This window comes from Mycolicibacterium sp. HS_4_1 (assembly GCF_054515875.1).
This window is the reverse complement of sequence record NZ_CM137261.1, coordinates 2,634,037-2,649,509: the sequence shown is the minus strand read 5'-3', so window position 1 is coordinate 2,649,509 and position 15,473 is coordinate 2,634,037. Positions and strand designations below refer to the sequence as shown.

At 65.6% G+C, this 15,473-nt stretch carries 14 protein-coding genes; 8 read left to right on the top strand and 6 right to left on the bottom strand.

Annotated elements, in window-relative coordinates; genetic code table 11:
- Positions 1–12: 12 nt before the first annotated feature.
- The 3 genes from ACX12F_RS12675 to zwf all read left to right on the top strand — a co-directional run bounded on the left by ACX12F_RS12675 (position 13) and on the right by zwf (position 3,472).
- Positions 13–822 carry a DsbA family protein gene (locus tag ACX12F_RS12675; protein WP_459369882.1) on the top strand — a complete coding sequence of 270 codons (810 nt, stop codon included), beginning with the start codon at positions 13–15 and terminating at the stop codon, positions 820–822.
- A 170-nt stretch (positions 823–992) separates the two neighbouring features.
- Positions 993–1,874 carry a peptidylprolyl isomerase gene (locus ACX12F_RS12670; protein ID WP_459369881.1) on the top strand — a complete coding sequence of 294 codons (882 nt, stop codon included), beginning with the start codon at positions 993–995 and terminating at the stop codon, positions 1,872–1,874.
- Positions 1,875–1,972: 98 nt separating this feature from the next.
- Positions 1,973–3,472 (top strand): glucose-6-phosphate dehydrogenase, encoded by a 1,500-nt coding sequence (gene zwf / locus ACX12F_RS12665; protein WP_459370332.1) that lies wholly within the window; start codon positions 1,973–1,975, stop codon positions 3,470–3,472.
- A gap of 3 nt (positions 3,473–3,475) precedes the next feature.
- Here the strand turns inward: zwf and ACX12F_RS12660 are convergent, their stop codons facing one another.
- Entirely contained in the window at positions 3,476–4,102 is a 627-nt protein-coding gene (locus ACX12F_RS12660) for a TetR/AcrR family transcriptional regulator (RefSeq protein ID WP_459369880.1), read from the bottom strand.
- Positions 4,103–4,197: 95 nt separating this feature from the next.
- On the opposite strand from ACX12F_RS12660, the gene ACX12F_RS12655 reads away from it, so the two are divergent.
- Genes ACX12F_RS12655 through ACX12F_RS12645 form a run of 3 tightly spaced genes read left to right on the top strand, consistent with a single transcriptional unit; the run spans position 4,198 to position 8,299 of the window.
- A complete protein-coding gene (locus ACX12F_RS12655; RefSeq protein WP_459369879.1) occupies positions 4,198–4,629 on the top strand; it encodes an MmpS family transport accessory protein in 432 nt (143 codons plus the stop codon).
- Positions 4,626–7,475: an MMPL/RND family transporter gene (locus tag ACX12F_RS12650; protein ID WP_459369878.1), complete on the top strand. Its 2,850-nt coding sequence runs from the start codon at positions 4,626–4,628 to the stop codon at positions 7,473–7,475. Before ACX12F_RS12655 ends, ACX12F_RS12650 begins: the two co-directional genes overlap by 4 nt.
- A complete protein-coding gene (locus ACX12F_RS12645; protein ID WP_459369877.1) occupies positions 7,472–8,299 on the top strand; it encodes a thioesterase family protein in 828 nt (275 codons plus the stop codon). Before ACX12F_RS12650 ends, ACX12F_RS12645 begins: the two co-directional genes overlap by 4 nt.
- A gap of 39 nt (positions 8,300–8,338) precedes the next feature.
- Here ACX12F_RS12645 and ACX12F_RS12640 read toward each other — a convergent pair whose 3' ends face one another.
- Together ACX12F_RS12640 and ACX12F_RS12635 are read right to left on the bottom strand one after the other, a co-directional pair.
- Positions 8,339–8,764 carry a tautomerase family protein gene (locus ACX12F_RS12640; protein ID WP_459369876.1) on the bottom strand — a complete coding sequence of 142 codons (426 nt, stop codon included), beginning with the start codon at positions 8,762–8,764 and terminating at the stop codon, positions 8,339–8,341.
- Between the two features lie 29 nt (positions 8,765–8,793).
- Entirely contained in the window at positions 8,794–9,495 is a 702-nt protein-coding gene (locus tag ACX12F_RS12635) for an SDR family oxidoreductase (RefSeq protein WP_459369875.1), read from the bottom strand.
- 93 nt (positions 9,496–9,588) lie between these two features.
- Here ACX12F_RS12635 and ACX12F_RS12630 point away from each other — a divergent pair, with 93 nt between their 5' ends.
- A complete protein-coding gene (locus ACX12F_RS12630; RefSeq protein WP_459369874.1) occupies positions 9,589–10,059 on the top strand; it encodes a winged helix-turn-helix transcriptional regulator in 471 nt (156 codons plus the stop codon).
- Positions 10,060–10,112: 53 nt separating this feature from the next.
- The gene (locus ACX12F_RS12625) at positions 10,113–10,940 is read left to right on the top strand and encodes a thioesterase family protein (protein WP_459369873.1); all 828 of its coding nucleotides are present in this window, start codon (positions 10,113–10,115) and stop codon (positions 10,938–10,940) included.
- A 6-nt stretch (positions 10,941–10,946) separates the two neighbouring features.
- Here ACX12F_RS12625 and ACX12F_RS12620 read toward each other — a convergent pair whose 3' ends face one another.
- The 3 genes from ACX12F_RS12620 to ACX12F_RS12610 all read right to left on the bottom strand — a co-directional run bounded on the left by ACX12F_RS12620 (position 10,947) and on the right by ACX12F_RS12610 (position 15,369).
- Complete coding sequence (locus ACX12F_RS12620; protein ID WP_459369872.1) at positions 10,947–11,825, bottom strand: EspK C-terminal domain-containing protein; 879 nt, start codon at positions 11,823–11,825, stop codon at positions 10,947–10,949.
- 1,619 nt (positions 11,826–13,444) lie between these two features.
- Entirely contained in the window at positions 13,445–14,410 is a 966-nt protein-coding gene (locus ACX12F_RS12615; RefSeq protein ID WP_459369871.1) for an ESX-1 system-associated protein, read from the bottom strand.
- Between the two features lie 209 nt (positions 14,411–14,619).
- Entirely contained in the window at positions 14,620–15,369 is a 750-nt protein-coding gene (locus tag ACX12F_RS12610; protein WP_459369870.1) for a hypothetical protein, read from the bottom strand.
- Positions 15,370–15,473 lie beyond the last annotated feature (104 nt).

Genomic DNA, 15,473 nt, shown 5'->3' with positions numbered 1-15,473 from the left:
GAAACTGCCTTCATGACTCAGCCAGGACCGTGGGGACCCCCGCAGCCCGACCAGCCCCAGTACTACGGTGCGCCGCAATACGTTCCGGGCTTTCCGCCGCCGAAGAAATCCCGCACCGGCTGGGTGCTGTTCGCCGTGATCGCCGTCATCGCCCTGGTCGCCGCAGGTGTCGCCGCGGTCATCGTGCTCCGGCACAAGAACGCTCCCGTCGGAGGGGCCGCCGAGACGTCCTCGTCCACCGCCGAGGCGGGTCCGACTTCGCTGCGTTCGATCCGCCTCGCGGCGCCGACCGTCGCGACCAAACCGGGCAGCTCCGAGCCGAAGGCCACACTGACGGTCTACGAGGACTTCCTGTGCCCGTTCTGCGGCCGGTTCGAGCAGGTCTATGGCCCGACCATCGGCAAGCTGATCGCCGACGGCCGGGTCGCCGTGGACTACACCATGGTGTCGATCCTGGGCCGTGGCGACCTGAAGTCGTACTCGGTCCGGGCGGGCGCGGCAGCGTACTGCGTGGCCGACGCCGACACGGCCGCCTTCCAGCGGTTCCACGCCGCGCTGTTCGCCCACCAGCCCAGCGAGACGGCGCGCTCCTACCCGTCCGACGACGAGCTGGTCGCCCAGGCCAACACGGCCGGCGCACCCGATTCGGTGGCCGAGTGCATCACGAGCGGCAAGTACCGCGACATGGTCAACAACGCCGTCAAGAGCGCGGGCATCAACTCCACGCCGACGGTGCTGCTCAACGGCACCGACATCGGCGACGCCGTGCTGCAGAATCCCGATCCGCAGGCGCTGCTGGACCAGCTCAAGACCGTCAACTGACGGCTGGTCACGCGGGTCGCAGCCCCGACATTCAGGGTGACCTGGCACACTCGGTGCCGACCGGTCGCCGCACGACGATCAAGCGGCGAGGAACGAGCCGTGCTGAGGAGTGCGGCCATGGGCTGAAGTCGGGGCACTTGGCCTCGACCGTGACGAGGAGGACTTCGGCGGTGCCGACGAACGAACAACGGCGGGAGACTGCCAAGCGCAAGCTGGAACGGCAGTTGGAGCGCCGGGCCGAGAAGGCCCGCAAGCAACGCATCATGACGATCGCCGCCTCGGTGGTCGCGGTGCTGGCCGTCATCGGCGGCATCGTCGGTGGCGTCATCTACCTCAACAAGGACTCCAAGTCGTCGTCGGCGACAGCCTCGGCGTCCACCGAGAGCTCCACCGCCCCGGCGCAGAACCCGCCCGCCGACGGCAAGCTGCCGCCGTTCGTGGCGCCCGCCGGGCTCGGCGAGAACTGCCAGTACCCGGCGTCGTCGGAGCAGGCCAGCAAGAAGGTCAACCCGCCGCGCACCGGCAAGATCCCGACCACGCCGGCGACGGTGACGGCCAGCATGAGCACCAACCAGGGCAACCTCGGGCTGACGCTGGACAACGCCAAGGCTCCGTGCACCGTGAACAGCTTCGCCAGCCTGGCGCAGCAGGGTTACTTCAACGACACCCCCTGCCACCGGCTCACCAAGGGCGGTCTTGATGTCCTGCAGTGTGGCGACCCGACGGGCTCCGGCATGGGCGGCCCGGGCTACCAGTTCGCCAACGAGTACCCGACCAACCAGTACCAGCCCGACAGCCCCGCGCTGAGCCAGCCGGTCGTCTACCCGCGCGGCACGCTGGCGATGGCCAATGCCGGTCCGAACACCAACGGCAGCCAGTTCTTCCTGGTGTACCAGGACTCGCAGCTACCGCCGGGCTACACCGCGTTCGGCACCATCGACGCCACCGGCCTGGCCACGCTGGACAAGATTGCCCAGAACGGCATCGAGGGCGGCAGCGGCGACGGCAAGCCCGCGCAGCCGGTCACGGTGAAGTACATCCAGCTGGACTGACAGCTACCGCGACGAAGGCCCGGTCACCGATCACGGTGACCGGGCCTTCTTCGTGGTAGCTCCTGCACGGATGCGGCAGCGGTGGAATCATGCGCATCGTGGCGAACACCAAACCGCAGACCATCTCGTACCCGGCGCCCGGCTCTCGGCCGCATCGCCACGACGATGTCGCCGTCGACCCGCACGTCATCGTGCTGTTCGGCGCGACGGGCGACCTCGCCAAACGCAAACTGCTGCCCGGATTGGCATATCTGGACCAGTCCGAGCTGGCACCCGACATCCAGATCGTCGGGACCTCGTTGGAGAACCTGACCATCGATGAGTTTCGCGCGTTGACCAAGGAGGCGATCGACGAATTCGGCAGCCATCGCCTCACCGACGAGCAGTGGGAACGGTTCGCCGCGACGCTCACCTACGTCCCGCAGAGCGCCGGACCGTCGGGGCTGGCCGCCGCTGTCGCTGCCGCGGAGAAGAGGCTCGGCCCGAATGTGCGCCGACTGCACTATCTTTCGGTGCCGCCCAAGGCCGCGCGGGCGGTGATCGCGGTACTCGACGAGGCCGGCCTGGTCGAGCGCTCGCGGGTGGTCATGGAGAAGCCGTTCGGGACCGACCTGGCCAGCGCGGTCGAACTGAACAACTTCGTCCACGAAACCTTCGACGAGGAGCAGGTTTTCCGAATCGACCATTTCCTGGGCAAAGAAGCCGCGCAGAACATCCTGGCGTTCCGGTTCGCCAACGGTCTGTTCGAGCCGATCTGGAACCGCAACTTCATCGACCACATCCAGATCGACATTCCCGAGATGCTGGGGCTGGATGCGCGCGCCAACTTCTACGAGAGCACCGGCGCCTACAAGGACATGGTGGTGACGCACCTGTTCCAGGTGATGGCGTTCGTCGTGATGGAGCCACCGACAGCGCTGGAACCGCGGGCGATCAGCGAGGAGAAGAACAAGGTCTTCCGGTCCATGCTGCCGGTGAAGGTGTCCGACGTGGTGCGCGGGCAGTTCACCGGCTACCGCGAACTCGAGGGTGTGGCAAGGGATTCCGATACCGAGACGTTCATCGCCTTGAAGGTCGGCATCGACAACTGGCGGTGGGCGGGCGTCCCGATCTACCTGCGCACCGGCAAGAAGATGGCCGAAGGCATGCGGATCATCTCGATCGCGTTCAAGGAAGCGCCGCGCACGATGTTCCCGGCGGGCTCGGGCGTCGGCTCGCAGGGGCCTGACCATCTGACCTTCGACCTCGCCGACAATTCGAAGGTCTCGCTGTCGTTCTACGGCAAGCGTCCTGGGCCGGGCATGAAGCTGGAGAAGCTGTCGATGCAGTTCTCGGCGACCGAGGCCGACGGCGCCGATCAGGTGTTGGAAGCCTATGAGCGGCTGATCCTCGATGCCATGCGCGGCGACCACACGCTGTTCACCACCGCCGAGGGCATCGAGTCGCTCTGGGCCAATTCGGCTGCGCTGCTTACCGATCCACCGCCGGCCAAGCCATACCCGCCCGGCACCTGGGGCCCCAACGCCATTCACCAACTGATCGCACCCAACGCCTGGCGGCTGCCGTTCGAGCGGGGTTGGCGGGAGGCGAAGAAGTAGAGGCTATGGGCGCGGCGCCGCGGCCGCCTGTTCGAGCTGCAAGATGGCGGCGTCGACCATGGTCTGGATGATCTCGCAGGTGCTGAAATCGCTCATCCACAGATGCGGGGTGTCGGTGCGGTGCAGCATCGCCACCCCGTGCAGCGCCACCGACAGTGCCGCGGCCACCCGCTGCGCATCGGGACCGGGCTCGGAGTCAGGGTCCATGCCGCCCGCGGCCAGCAGACCGCGGGTCACCGTCTGAAGCGCCTGGCGTGCCGACGGGGTGATCTCGTCGACCTTCACCATCAGCACGTAGCGCAATGGAAAGCGTTGAGCGAAGGCCACATACGCACGACAGCCGAGCAACAGCCGCTCGCGTTGCGTCTTGCCGGCCGGTACCTGCTCGGCGATATCCTCGCGGACCTGGTCCCAGCTCAGTTCCGCGACGGCGGCCAGGACGTCCTCGCGACTGTCGAAATGGGCGTATACCGACATATTGGAGATGCCGGCCTCGCGCGCGATGCTGCGCAACGACACCTCGTTGGTGGACTCTGACGAGTCGACCACCCGGATCGCGGCAGCCAGGATCTCGTCGCGCAGCAGTGCCCCTTGTCCGCGCACATTTCGCTGCCGTGTCGATCCCGCCATGCCTTCACCCTAATCGCCTCCGGCGACGAGGTGTGATGGTCGCCACCGCCCTGTAACTATACATGCGTATACATACGGTCGTATGGTGGCTTCTCATGAACTGGTTGCTCAAGGCCGCGCAGCGCGGCTGGGTGCTGCTGACCGTTGTGGGGGTCGTCACGGTCGGTGGCTTCATCATCGACCGCTTTCACAGCGTGTTCGGCAGCCAGCACTCCGCCGAATCCCGCACGGACAACATCGTTTCCACCATCCCGAAGTACGTCACGTACGAAGTGGACGGACCGTCGGACACCACCGGCATGATCAGCTACGTCGATGAGCGGGCCCAGCCGCAGCAGGAGCGCTTCACCTCACTGCCCTGGTCAAAGACCCTGACCACGACGGTGCCCAGCGTGTTCGCCAACCTCGTGGCCCAGGGCGACAGCAGCCGGCTGAGCTGCCGGATCACCGTCAACGGCGAACTACGCGACCACCAGGCCGCCGACGGCGCGTCGGCCACCACCTTCTGCCTGGTGAAGGCAGCATGAGCGGCCAGCACAGCACCCGGGGCGGCTATCCCCGGCTGATCCGCGTTCTCTCAGTGCCGATCATCCTGATCTGGCTGGCGGCCACCGCGGCCACCAATCTGCTGGTGCCCAAACTCGAAGTCGTCGGCGCACACAACGCCGTATCGCTGTCACCACAGGACGCGCCGTCAGTCATCGCGACGAAGCACATCGGCGTCAAGTTCGGCGAATTCGACTCCGACAGCGTGCTGATGATCATCATCGAATCGGACCAGCCGCTCGGTGATACCGCGCGCCAGTACTACGGCGATCTGGTCCAACAGCTGCAGCGAGACACCACGCACATCGAGCACGTGCAGGACTTCTGGGGCGACCGCATCACCTCCGCGGGCTCCGAGAGCGAGGACCACAAGGCCGCCTATGTGCAGGTCAACCTGCGCGGCGACCAGGGTTCCACCCAAGGCGTCGAATCCGTCGACGCCGTGCGGCACATCGTCGAACGCAGCCATCCACCGGCCGGAGTGAGGGCATTCGTCACCGGCCAGGCCGCCCTGGTGGCCGACACCAACGAAGCAGGCGACAAGAGCATGGTCAAGATGACCGTGGTGACGCTCGTCGTCATCGCGGTGATGCTGCTGGTCGTATACCGCTCCATCGCAACCACATTCATCGCCCTGCTCGTGGTGCTGACCGAGATGAGCATGGCCCGCGGGCTGGTCGCCGTATTGGGCCACATCCACGCCATCAGCCTGTCGACATTCGCGGTCAGCGTGCTGACCGCCCTGGCGATCGCCGCCGGCACCGACTATTGGATATTCCTGGTCGGCCGGTACCACGAGGCCCGCAATGCCGGAGAAGACCGGGTAACCGCCTACTACTCAACGTTTTCCAGCGTCTACCACGTGATCCTCGGGTCCGGTCTCACCATCGCCGGCGCCATGATGTGCCTGCTGTTCACCCGGCTCAACTACTTCAACACCCTGGCGTTGCCGTGCGCCACCGCCATGGTCGTCATCCTGGTGATGGCTCTGACTTTCGCCCCCGCGGTCATGGTCGTCAGCACCCACTTCGGCCTGCTGGACCCCAAGCGCGCCAACAAGACCCGTGGTTGGCGCCGCGTGGGCACCGCCGTCGTCCGCTGGCCCGGGCCCATCCTGGTCGCGGCGACCGCCACCGCGCTGGTCGGGGTTTTGGCCCTGCCCGGGTACCGCACCAACTACGACAACCGCTTCTACGTCCCGAAAGACGTGCCGTCCAACATCGGTTACGCGGCTGCCGGAGAACATTTCACGTCAGCACGGATGAACCCCGACATGCTGATGGTCGAAGCCGATCATGACCTGCGAAACTCGCGAGACATGCTGGTGCTGGATCGCATCGCCAAGAACATCTTCCGGGTGCCGGGTATCGCGCGGGTGCAGAGCATCACCCGGCCGCTCGGGCCGCCTATGGAACACGGGTCGGTGCCGTTCCAGATCAGTGCCCAGGCCGTGTCGACGAACGAGAACCTGCAGTTCCTCAAAGCCCGACTGGGCGACGTACAGACCATGACCGACCACCTCACCTCCATGATCGGCATCATGCGGCACATGCACGACCTCAGCGTCCAGCTGGCCGATGCCACCCACGCCACCCAACTCGCGGCGCAGGACATGTCGGCCACCACCGCCGACTTGCGGGACCAGATCGCCGATTTCGACGACTTCTTCCGCCCCCTGCGGAACTACTTCTATTGGGAGCCGCACTGCTTCGACATCCCGATCTGTCATGCGATGCGCTCGGTGTTCGACGCCACCGACGGCTTCGACCAGCTGGCCGACAACACCAAGGCGCTGTCGGATGCGTCCGGGAAGCTCGATGCGGTGACGCCGCAGATCGCTGCGCAGCTGCCGCCGATGATCAGCCTGGCCAGCGACGTCCGCGATCTCATGCAGACCATGCGCAGCACCTTCGACGGCATGGTCACGCAGATGGAGCGCATGACCGACACCGCGGCCGCCATGGGCCAGACATTCGACGACGCGAAGAACGACGACATGTTCTACCTGCCGCCAGAGGCGTTCAGCAGCCCCGATTTTCAGCGGGGTATGCAGCTGATGCTCTCCCCCGACGGCAAGGCAGCCCGATTCATCGTCACCCACGACGTGGATCCGGCCACCCTCGAAGGTATTTCGCACGTCGACGCCGAGCTGCAGGCCGCCAAGGAGGCGGTCAAGGGCACTCCGCTGGCCGGCGCGAAGTTCTACCTGGGCGGCACGGCCGCCACATATAAGGACATCCAGCAGGGAGCGCACTACGACCTGTTGATCGCGGCCCTGGCCGCCATCATCTTGATCTTCGTGGTGATGCTGCTGATCACTCGGGCCCTCGTCGCCTCGATCGTGATCGTCGGCACCGTGGTGTTGTCCCTCGCCGCGTCCTTCGGTCTATCGGTCCTGATCTGGCAGTACTTCTTGGGTATCGAGTTGCAGTGGTTGGTGATCGCCATGTCGGTGATCGTGCTGCTGGCCGTCGGCTCCGACTACAACCTGCTGGTGGTGTCCCGCTTCAAGGAGGAGATCGGTGCGGGCCTACGCACCGGACTGATCCGCGCGACCGGCGCCACGGGCGGCGTCGTCACCGCCGCCGGCCTGGTGTTCGCGTTCACCATGATCTCGATGATCGCCAGCGACCTGCGATCGGTCGGCCAGATCGGCACGACGATCGGGCTCGGTCTGTTGTTCGACACCTTCGTGGTGCGCTCGCTGATCACCCCGTCGATCGCCGCGCTGCTCGGGCGTTGGTTCTGGTGGCCGCTGAAGGTCCGGACCCGTCCCGCCAGCGCCGCGCAAACCGTAACCACAACACCGGAATTGGAGATGGCATGACCCATCAGCCGTTCACTGACCTGACCACCGTCACGGCCGTCGACTCCGGCGTGTTCACTGCCCACATCGACGACATGTGGACCATCGGACCCAAGGTGCACGGCGGTTGCATGATGGCCCTGTGCGCCGCCGCCGCCCGTCACAGCGTTCCTGACGCCGCCGATCTGGGCCCAGTTGCGTTGAGCGCCAACTACCTCAATGCGCCCGACCCCGGCGAGGTCCAGCTCAGCACCACGATCCGCAAACGCGGACGGCAGGTCAACTTGATCGAGGTGGAGCTGTCCCAACGCGGCCGGGTCGCCGTCACGTGTTCGGTCACGCTGGGACCCGTCGATGCGAAGCCGCCCCGGCATCAGGTGCCGCTGGCCGCCTCCTCGATGCCGGCCGAGCCGCCGGCTGATGCGGTTCCCGTCACCCCGGAGCATCCGATGGGCCAGGTGGTCCACGTCGCGCAGGGCTGCGACCTGCGGATGGACGCCGACACGGCATTCCTGACCGGCGCCGAAGGCGAGCCGGTGACCCGGATGTGGTTGCGTCCCTTCGCTTCCGATGAAGCCGACCCCGATGTGGCCATGCTGTTCGCGCTGATGGCCGGTGACATCACACCGCCGGTCACGATGAATCGCGGACACTTCGGCTGGACGCCGACGGTCCAGCTGACCACCTATCTGCGGCGGCGGCCGGCACCGGGTTGGCTGCGCGTGATGGCCAGCTCCACCGTCATCGGCGACACCTGGTTCGAAGAGGACCACGTCATCCTCGACGCCAATGGCCAGGTGGTCGTACAAAGCCGGCAGATGGCGATGCTGCCGCTGGGGTCCTGAGCCCGGGCGGCAGCATCGCCGTGGTCAATATCGTCGCGGTCAGTACGTGGAGACCGCGTTGTCTGCGACCCAACGCTTTTCAGCGTCGGAGCCCATCGGCGGCGGGATCAGGCCGTTGATCATCCAGAGGTCCTCGCTGGTCTCGTCGACGTGGAACTCCCAGTGCGGGTTGCCGTGGGCTTCCACGTACGGGCTCAGGATCGACTTGATCCAGTGCGCGATCGCGTTGCGGCTCTGCTTGTCTGCGGCATGGCGGGCGATGTGGTCGATGACGACCCTCAGCCCGACGTCGGTCTGTTCACCGCCGACATAGAGATTCTCCGAACGCGTCTCGTTGAAGATCACCACGACGTAGAACCGCGGCAGCCCGGCCTTCTCGTAGCGATCGGTGATGCGCGAGGCCAGCTCACGCTTGTCCTCGGCAGTGAAGAAACCCGGTGTGTGGTGAATGGTCCACAGCGGCATGATGTTTCAGCTCCTCTCGCCGGACCGGCTCACACCGCCATCGCGAAGGTCAGGTTCTCCACGGGACCGGACAACGCCGACTTCACACCCACCGACACGTCATCGGCCAGGACCTCGACCGCGCCGGATTCCAGGCCGTCGATGATGCGGGTGGCGATGTCGGCCGCCGTGGTCTTGGGACCGGGAATGTTCGCGACCATCTCGGTCTCGATCAGCCCGGCGTGCACGCCCACCACCTGAGTGCCTTGTGCGGCAAGCTCGCCGCGCAGCGAGTTGGTCACTGACCAGATTGCCGCCTTGGAGGCACCATAGGCAGCGCTTCCAGCCACCCACGACAGCACCGAATGCATGTTGACCAGTGCGCCGCCGCCATTGGACGCCAAGATCGGCGCGAATGCGCGGGCCACCCGCAGCGGCCCGAAGACGTTGATATCGAACGTCGTCTCGATGTCGTCGAAGCTGCCGGTCAGCAGCGCGCCCGGCAGCAGGATGCCGGCGTTGTTGAAGACGATCTCGGCGTCCGACGCCATGTCGGCAAACGCGGAAACCGAAGCCTCCGAACGCACTTCGAGCTCGACCGGGACCACTTCCGCGCGTTCATCAGTGAACGACGAACGGCCCGTCGAGTACACCTTGCGCGCTCCCCGAGCCAGCAGCTCGTCGACCAGAGCGGCCCCGAGACCGCGTCGACCGCCGGTCACCACGACCACTTTTCCTGCCACTGCCACCATTTCGACCACTCTCCCTTGCTGAATAACGATGTCGTTACTAAGATGGAAGCACGGATATCTGAGTAACGCAAGCGTTATCCAAAAGAGGGTGTGATGGAGTTCGAAGAAAAGCTGCGCGATCGCCAGTGGTCGATCGGCAATGCCTGTTCGGTGGCCAAGCTTCTGGACCTGCTCAGCACCAAGACCGTTTTCCTCGCCGTTCGTGAGAGCCTTTTCGGTACCACACGATTCGAAGATTTCGTCGAACGGATCGGCACGTCGGCACCGGCTGTGTCGCGCGCACTCAAGCAGTTGGAGGCCGCGGAGCTCATGGTCCGGGTGCCGTATCAGGAGCCCGGCAAGCGCGCCCGTGACGAGTACCGACTGACCGAGGCCGGCGAAGACCTGCTGCCGGTGTACCTCGCGATGAGCCAATGGGGTGACAAACACCTACAGATAGGCGGCCGCGGGCCGCTTTGCTTCGTCGACCGCGAATCCGGCAATCGGGTTGGCGTGATCGTCACCGATGATCCAGATGCTGCCACCGTTTCCCCAGGTGACATCGAAATCCGGCTGAACAGGTAGCGGACTTTGCCTGTCCCGGAATCAGCAACCACCATGGCATCGTTGGAGAAGAAATGACCGCGCACCCGTTCACCGACCTCACCACCGTCACCGCGGTGGGCGAGGGCGCCTTCACCGCCACGATCGATCCGGTGTGGACCATCGGCCTGAAGGTGCACGGGGGCTGCATGATGGCGGTGTGTGCCGCGGCCGCGCAGCAGGCCATCGGTGCGGAGTCCGATCTGGCGCCGGTCGCGGTGAGCGCCAACTACCTCAACGCCCCCGATCCCGGCGAGGTGCAGCTGACCACGACGGTGCGCAAGCACGGGCGCCAGGTGGCCCTGGTCGACGTGCAGCTGTCGCAGAGCGGGCGGGCGGCGGTCAGTTGCGCCGTCACCCTCGGCCCGCTCGATGCGAAGCCGCCGCACTACCAGGAATCACTCGGGGTGTCGTACCTGCCGGTGGAGCCGCCCGCGGACGCCGTGCCGGTGACCGGTGGCCATGCGGTTGGCGAAATTGTGCACGTGGCGCAGGGTTGCGAGTTCCTGCTCGATGGTGCGACGCCGTTCCTCTCCGGCGAGGAGGGCGACCCCGTGAATCGAATGTGGTTGCGGCCCTTCGCCGATGACGAAGCGAATCCGGAAACCGCCCTGTTGTTCGCGTTGATGGCGGGCGACATCACTCCCCCGGTCACAATGAATCAGGGGCACTTCGGCTGGACGCCGACCGTCCAGCTCACCACCTACGTGCGGCGCCGGCCGGCGCCGGGCTGGCTGCGGGTGCAGGCCAGCTCGACCGTGGTCGGCGAGACCTGGTTCGAGGAGGACCACGTGATCCTCGACTCGACCGGTCAGGTGGTGGTGCAGAGCCGCCAGCTGGCGATGCTGCCCAAGGGCGTGTAGTCGGGTTTAGGCGCCCAGCTCCACGAGCTGGGCATCGCCCTGGATGGTCGAGAACTGCTGCCACCACACCCAATCGGTGATCGCTGCCCGCAGGTCGGCCACGTAGGGCGCGGTGTACGCCCGGTACAGCGCCGCGGCCTCCTGCAGCCGGCCGTAGGCAGCCAGCTTCTCCAGGTGCGTCGCCCGGTAGGTCTCGCCGGTCGTCTGCATCAGCGGCCTGATCGACTCCATCCAGGCTTTACCGATCGCGGCCGAATCGGGCGGTATCAGTTGAACAGGCTGCGGTGGCAACGCTTCGTGCAGCTGCGCGTCCGGCCATTCGGCCAGCTTCGCCGCCGCTTCGGGAGCGATGACCTCAAGACGAGCGCGGCCCTTCATCAGTCCGTCGGTCGGAATATCCTCAGGCGCAATGATTCTCGTCTGCATACTGCCGGCGAACCGTTGCACTTCCTGCTCGGTGCCGATGACGACCTTCAGCGTCTTCTCGTAGAAGGCGCACCACGCCTGGAGCGCGACGAACGGCTCGCGAACCCAGCGGCCGCGCTGCCCGGCTGGAATGCTCTCGTCGGCGCTCACGAAGATGACCTGCGGCGGCAGGCACATGCCGTCCGGAATGAATGACACCCCATAGGAATTCGCGGCGATGATCTCGCCATCGGATGTCACGCCGACCGCCCACACGAAATTCCACGCCATCGGCGGGATCGACGGTGGAGCGTGCAACGCCGCCGCAATTCGCTCGGCGAACTGGACATCCGCGTCGCCCGCCGACTTGCGCACCAGACCGGCCCGCGCCGCGGCCGCCATCGCATCACGCTCGGCTCGAGCCGGCGTCACGGGGATCGGCGCAGCCGCTGCAGCGTTCTGCTGCTGGTTGGCCGACATCGGCGCGACACCTGGGCCAGTGCCGGCGGCACCTGGGGCCGGTTGAGCGACCGGCGCGGCAGGGGACGGCGTCGGGGCCGGACCCAGCGGGGCGGCTGGTGCCGTGCCAGCCGGTGCACCCGTCGGCGGTGCCGCCGCGGTGCTCGCCGACGCCTGTGACACGGGTGCGGCCCCCGCACCGCTGGTGCCGGTCGCTGCGCCACTGCCTGCGGCTGGTGTGCCTGACGCTGCTGCGCCGGTCTGTGTGGCCGGTTCCGGCGTTGCGAGCGGAGCGGCGTTCGCGGCCAACGGCTGCGCGTTCGGGAGCTGCCCGAACGGGTTCTTCGGGGTATCCGGCGCCTGCTGGCCAGTTGGCTGGCCGGTGCCTTGGCCGGTCCCTTGGCCCGTCGGGGCGGCGCCTGACGACGGGTTTCCCGACGCCGGGCTGGCAGCGGACGAGGGCGAGGGTGCACTGGTTGCCGTTGTCCCCGATGATGATGGACGCGCACCTGGTGATGACATCGCCGGGTTGATACCACTGGCAGGAGGAGGCGGAGGTCCGCCGCCAGGTGCGTCGGGAACCGTTCGACCGCCGAGCGGGGCTGGTTGCGCACCATGCGCAGCATCGTCGACCGATCCGCCGCCCGTATTTGCAGCTGCCGCGTTTGCCCCCGGATTTGCGGACAAGGGTTCTTTGCCATGTCCACCGTCATCAACTGATCCGCCAGGCAAGGCTGGCCCCGAGGCATTCGCCACCGGATGTGCCGGTTCGGGGTCTTTGTTGTGTCCCGCGGTGTCATCCGTGCCGCCGCCAAAGCCCCCACCACCCCCAGATGGGCCGGTAGGCGATCCCGCCGTCGGCGTCGGCGCGGAACCCGGGGCGCCGAGGTTCTGAGCAGCAGGAGGAGGCGGTGGTGGCGGAGGAGGCGGCATCTCACCGTTCGCCCCCGGTGTATTCGACGGGACTCCCAAATCCTGCGCCAAACCCTTTGCACACGCCGCCACCGCGCGAGTGTTTTCGGCGAGACCCGCAGCGGTCAAAGACTGGATTGACTTCATGAAAGTCACGGCGGAGTTAAAGAATGTATTCGCTGCTGGCGCATCCCCAGACTGCGCCGCCACGCAACCGGCGGCAAGCATCTGAAGGGCTGCCTTCGCGAATATTTGGCAGACCTGCTCTGTAGTCTCCGCTGTCTGGTTAACCGCGTTTTTGGTTTGAACCACCGCAGATTCGGCCCGGAACACCTTCCGAGCTGCTGCATACACAGCCTCGCACGCATCACCATACGAACCAAGAACACCTTTTGCCGCAGCCTCCGCAAGCCGACCAGCCTCGCCCTCCCAGTCCGATAGCTGCATCCGCTGGTGGGCATGATGCGGAATCACCTCGCCGTCAAGATGGTCCCCCAGCGACATAAGCCGCACGGCAATGTCGTTTAGTGCGTTCTCGTCAACATCTGGGAATGCAGCACCCTCTACCGTCTTTGGACCGTAATCACCTGGGTGGTACCGCTCAATTGCCATGGTTCATCGCCCCTCCACCGCATTCAATGGGCGCCACAGATGATCTCGATGGAAAACGCCTTTACCTAGGTCGAAATCCAATAGAAGCTCGACGTACGACATGCCATCACCGCTTCTCATCTAACGGCGGATTTACAGGCTCCCGAAAGGATGCCGGGTGCGTATTGACCAGCCAAGTAGATGTACTGATCGCTTGCTTGGTACGTCGACAGTGCCTGTACAAAAGTCCGCCTGTACTGCACGCCTAACAGGATGAAATCCTGGACGATAGGGTTCGAACTCTTCCGCGCCAGGTTCTCCAAAGCATCGGCAGTTGAAGCCATGACTTGTATCACTACGTCGGTCAGCGACTGACGCTCCGGGGGCCAATTGCCTACAGGAACGCTGGGGTCTCCCTTTATCCATTCTTTAAAGCTTGCGTTAGACAGCAGCTGATCGAGCGTGGGAACTAAATCGGGACATATCGTGTCCGGCGAGTCGAACATCCGACGAGGATTAGATATGTCACCAATCGGCGCCGTCGAAGTCGGCGCCGCTGGAGCCACTACAAGCGAGGCACGAGCCGCTGCAGAACCAAAAGAAATTGCTGCGCAGACATTCGTAATAACGTTGCCCGCGGTCGATCCTGCCCGCGCCAAGCCATCGTCCGACGGCGTGTACGTCGGGATGCTGGCAGCGTAGGCGCGCATGAATGCGATCGACTGCTCATATAGTTCACGCATTACTCTGTGGGGCGTCATCTTGGCCAGCGGCACAATTTGGTCGGCAGCCTTACTCCATGCCTTGCCAACAGCCTCATACTGAGCGCGCAATTCCGGCGTCCACGATGACGCAGAAATCGACGGATCCCTCGTCAGCCAGCCATGATTCTCGACATCAGACAGAGTGTTGATGATCGGCCCCCAAGGCGCACACGACGGGTCCTCGGTGATGATCCCGACCGGCCCCTTGTCGTTGGCGCTTGCAACATCCGACGGCGCGGCCGAAGTAGTACCGCCACTGTTGCCGTTATTGCCACCGCTGCCCTTGGTACAAGACACCGCAACCACGGCCGTCACGGCGATCACCGCAACCAACGACACCGCCCCGATGGCCCACTTCGCGGCGCCCCCCTTCTTCGGCGGAACCGGAGCCGGCCACGGCTGCTGCGGCGGGCCCCATTGCCCGCCCGGGCCGGGCTGACCCGGCCAGCCACCCGGCTGCTGCGGCGGGGGCGCACCCCACGTCGGCGGTTGCGTCACAGATCGCCCTCCCTCACAAACTCACAACGCAAAACAGTCAAGACCGAAAATTACACATCAACCGCAGGATTGGCGGCATGGCGGCCAGAGCGCGGTGCGGGAGAAGGCGGTGGCACCGGAGCGGTCGGGCCACTGGCCGGACCCGCAGCGGCGTGCTTCTTGTCGGCCTCACGGTCCTTCTTTTCCTCGGACTTCTCGTCCTGCTTGTCCTCGCGGGCCTTTTCCTCGCCCGGCTTGCGGTCCTCAGGCTTGGCCTGCGCGCCACCAGTTCCACCTGCCCCAGCTGAACCAGCGCCCGCTTCGCCCGGCTTGCCACCGTCTTTACCGGCTTGACCAGCCAGCTGCTGGACCTGCTGTCCGATCTGTTGCGCTGCCTGCATCGCGGTCTGCGGAACAGACCCGAGCGCCTGCATGGCCTGCGCGGGCGCTTGGAAGGCCTGCATCGCCATGCCCATCATCTGGCCGAACTGCCCCATGCCGCCGTCAGCGCCGCCGCCGGCCTGGCCAGCGCCAGGTGCGGGATTGAGGTTCTCACCGGCCTTCTGGATCGTCTGTCCGCCTGCTTCGTCCCCGTTCTGATAGGCGCTCCGAGCCGACGACACTTTCCCTGCAAATGCCTGATCGTTGGCGGTCGCCGCCGCGACCTTCTCGTTCGCACCGTCAACCAAGCCGGGCAGGTATGAGGAAAGCATCAGACTGACTGGATCGGCCTTAGCGGGGATGTTCACCCCCTCTGCCGGCGGCACCGAAGCTGCCGACCACGACATGGTCTCCAGGTCGACCTTCAATTCACCGCTCAACGCGTCCACCCCCACATCTGGACAGTCCCGCATCTGAGATTACCCGTACCGCCAACCCCAGTCCTGCACCAATCTTGCGCAGCGCCGAACACGAGTTTGCTCAA

What these genes read in the sequence shown, in the direction of transcription:
- ACX12F_RS12630 (WP_459369874.1), top strand. Translation starts at nt 9,589, where the DNA reads ATGGAGTTCGAAGAAAAGCTGCGCGATCGCCAGTGGTCGATCGGCAAT.
- ACX12F_RS12650 (WP_459369878.1), top strand. Translation starts at nt 4,626, where the DNA reads ATGAGCGGCCAGCACAGCACCCGGGGCGGCTATCCCCGGCTGATCCGC.
- ACX12F_RS12635 (WP_459369875.1), bottom strand. Translation starts at nt 9,495, where the DNA reads ATGGTGGCAGTGGCAGGAAAAGTGGTCGTGGTGACCGGCGGTCGACGC.
- ACX12F_RS12675 (WP_459369882.1), top strand. Translation starts at nt 13, where the DNA reads ATGACTCAGCCAGGACCGTGGGGACCCCCGCAGCCCGACCAGCCCCAG.
- ACX12F_RS12660 (WP_459369880.1), bottom strand. Translation starts at nt 4,102, where the DNA reads ATGGCGGGATCGACACGGCAGCGAAATGTGCGCGGACAAGGGGCACTG.
- ACX12F_RS12620 (WP_459369872.1), bottom strand. Translation starts at nt 11,825, where the DNA reads ATGTCGGCCAACCAGCAGCAGAACGCTGCAGCGGCTGCGCCGATCCCC.
- ACX12F_RS12645 (WP_459369877.1), top strand. Translation starts at nt 7,472, where the DNA reads ATGACCCATCAGCCGTTCACTGACCTGACCACCGTCACGGCCGTCGAC.
- ACX12F_RS12640 (WP_459369876.1), bottom strand. Translation starts at nt 8,764, where the DNA reads ATGCCGCTGTGGACCATTCACCACACACCGGGTTTCTTCACTGCCGAG.
- ACX12F_RS12655 (WP_459369879.1), top strand. Translation starts at nt 4,198, where the DNA reads ATGAACTGGTTGCTCAAGGCCGCGCAGCGCGGCTGGGTGCTGCTGACC.
- ACX12F_RS12625 (WP_459369873.1), top strand. Translation starts at nt 10,113, where the DNA reads ATGACCGCGCACCCGTTCACCGACCTCACCACCGTCACCGCGGTGGGC.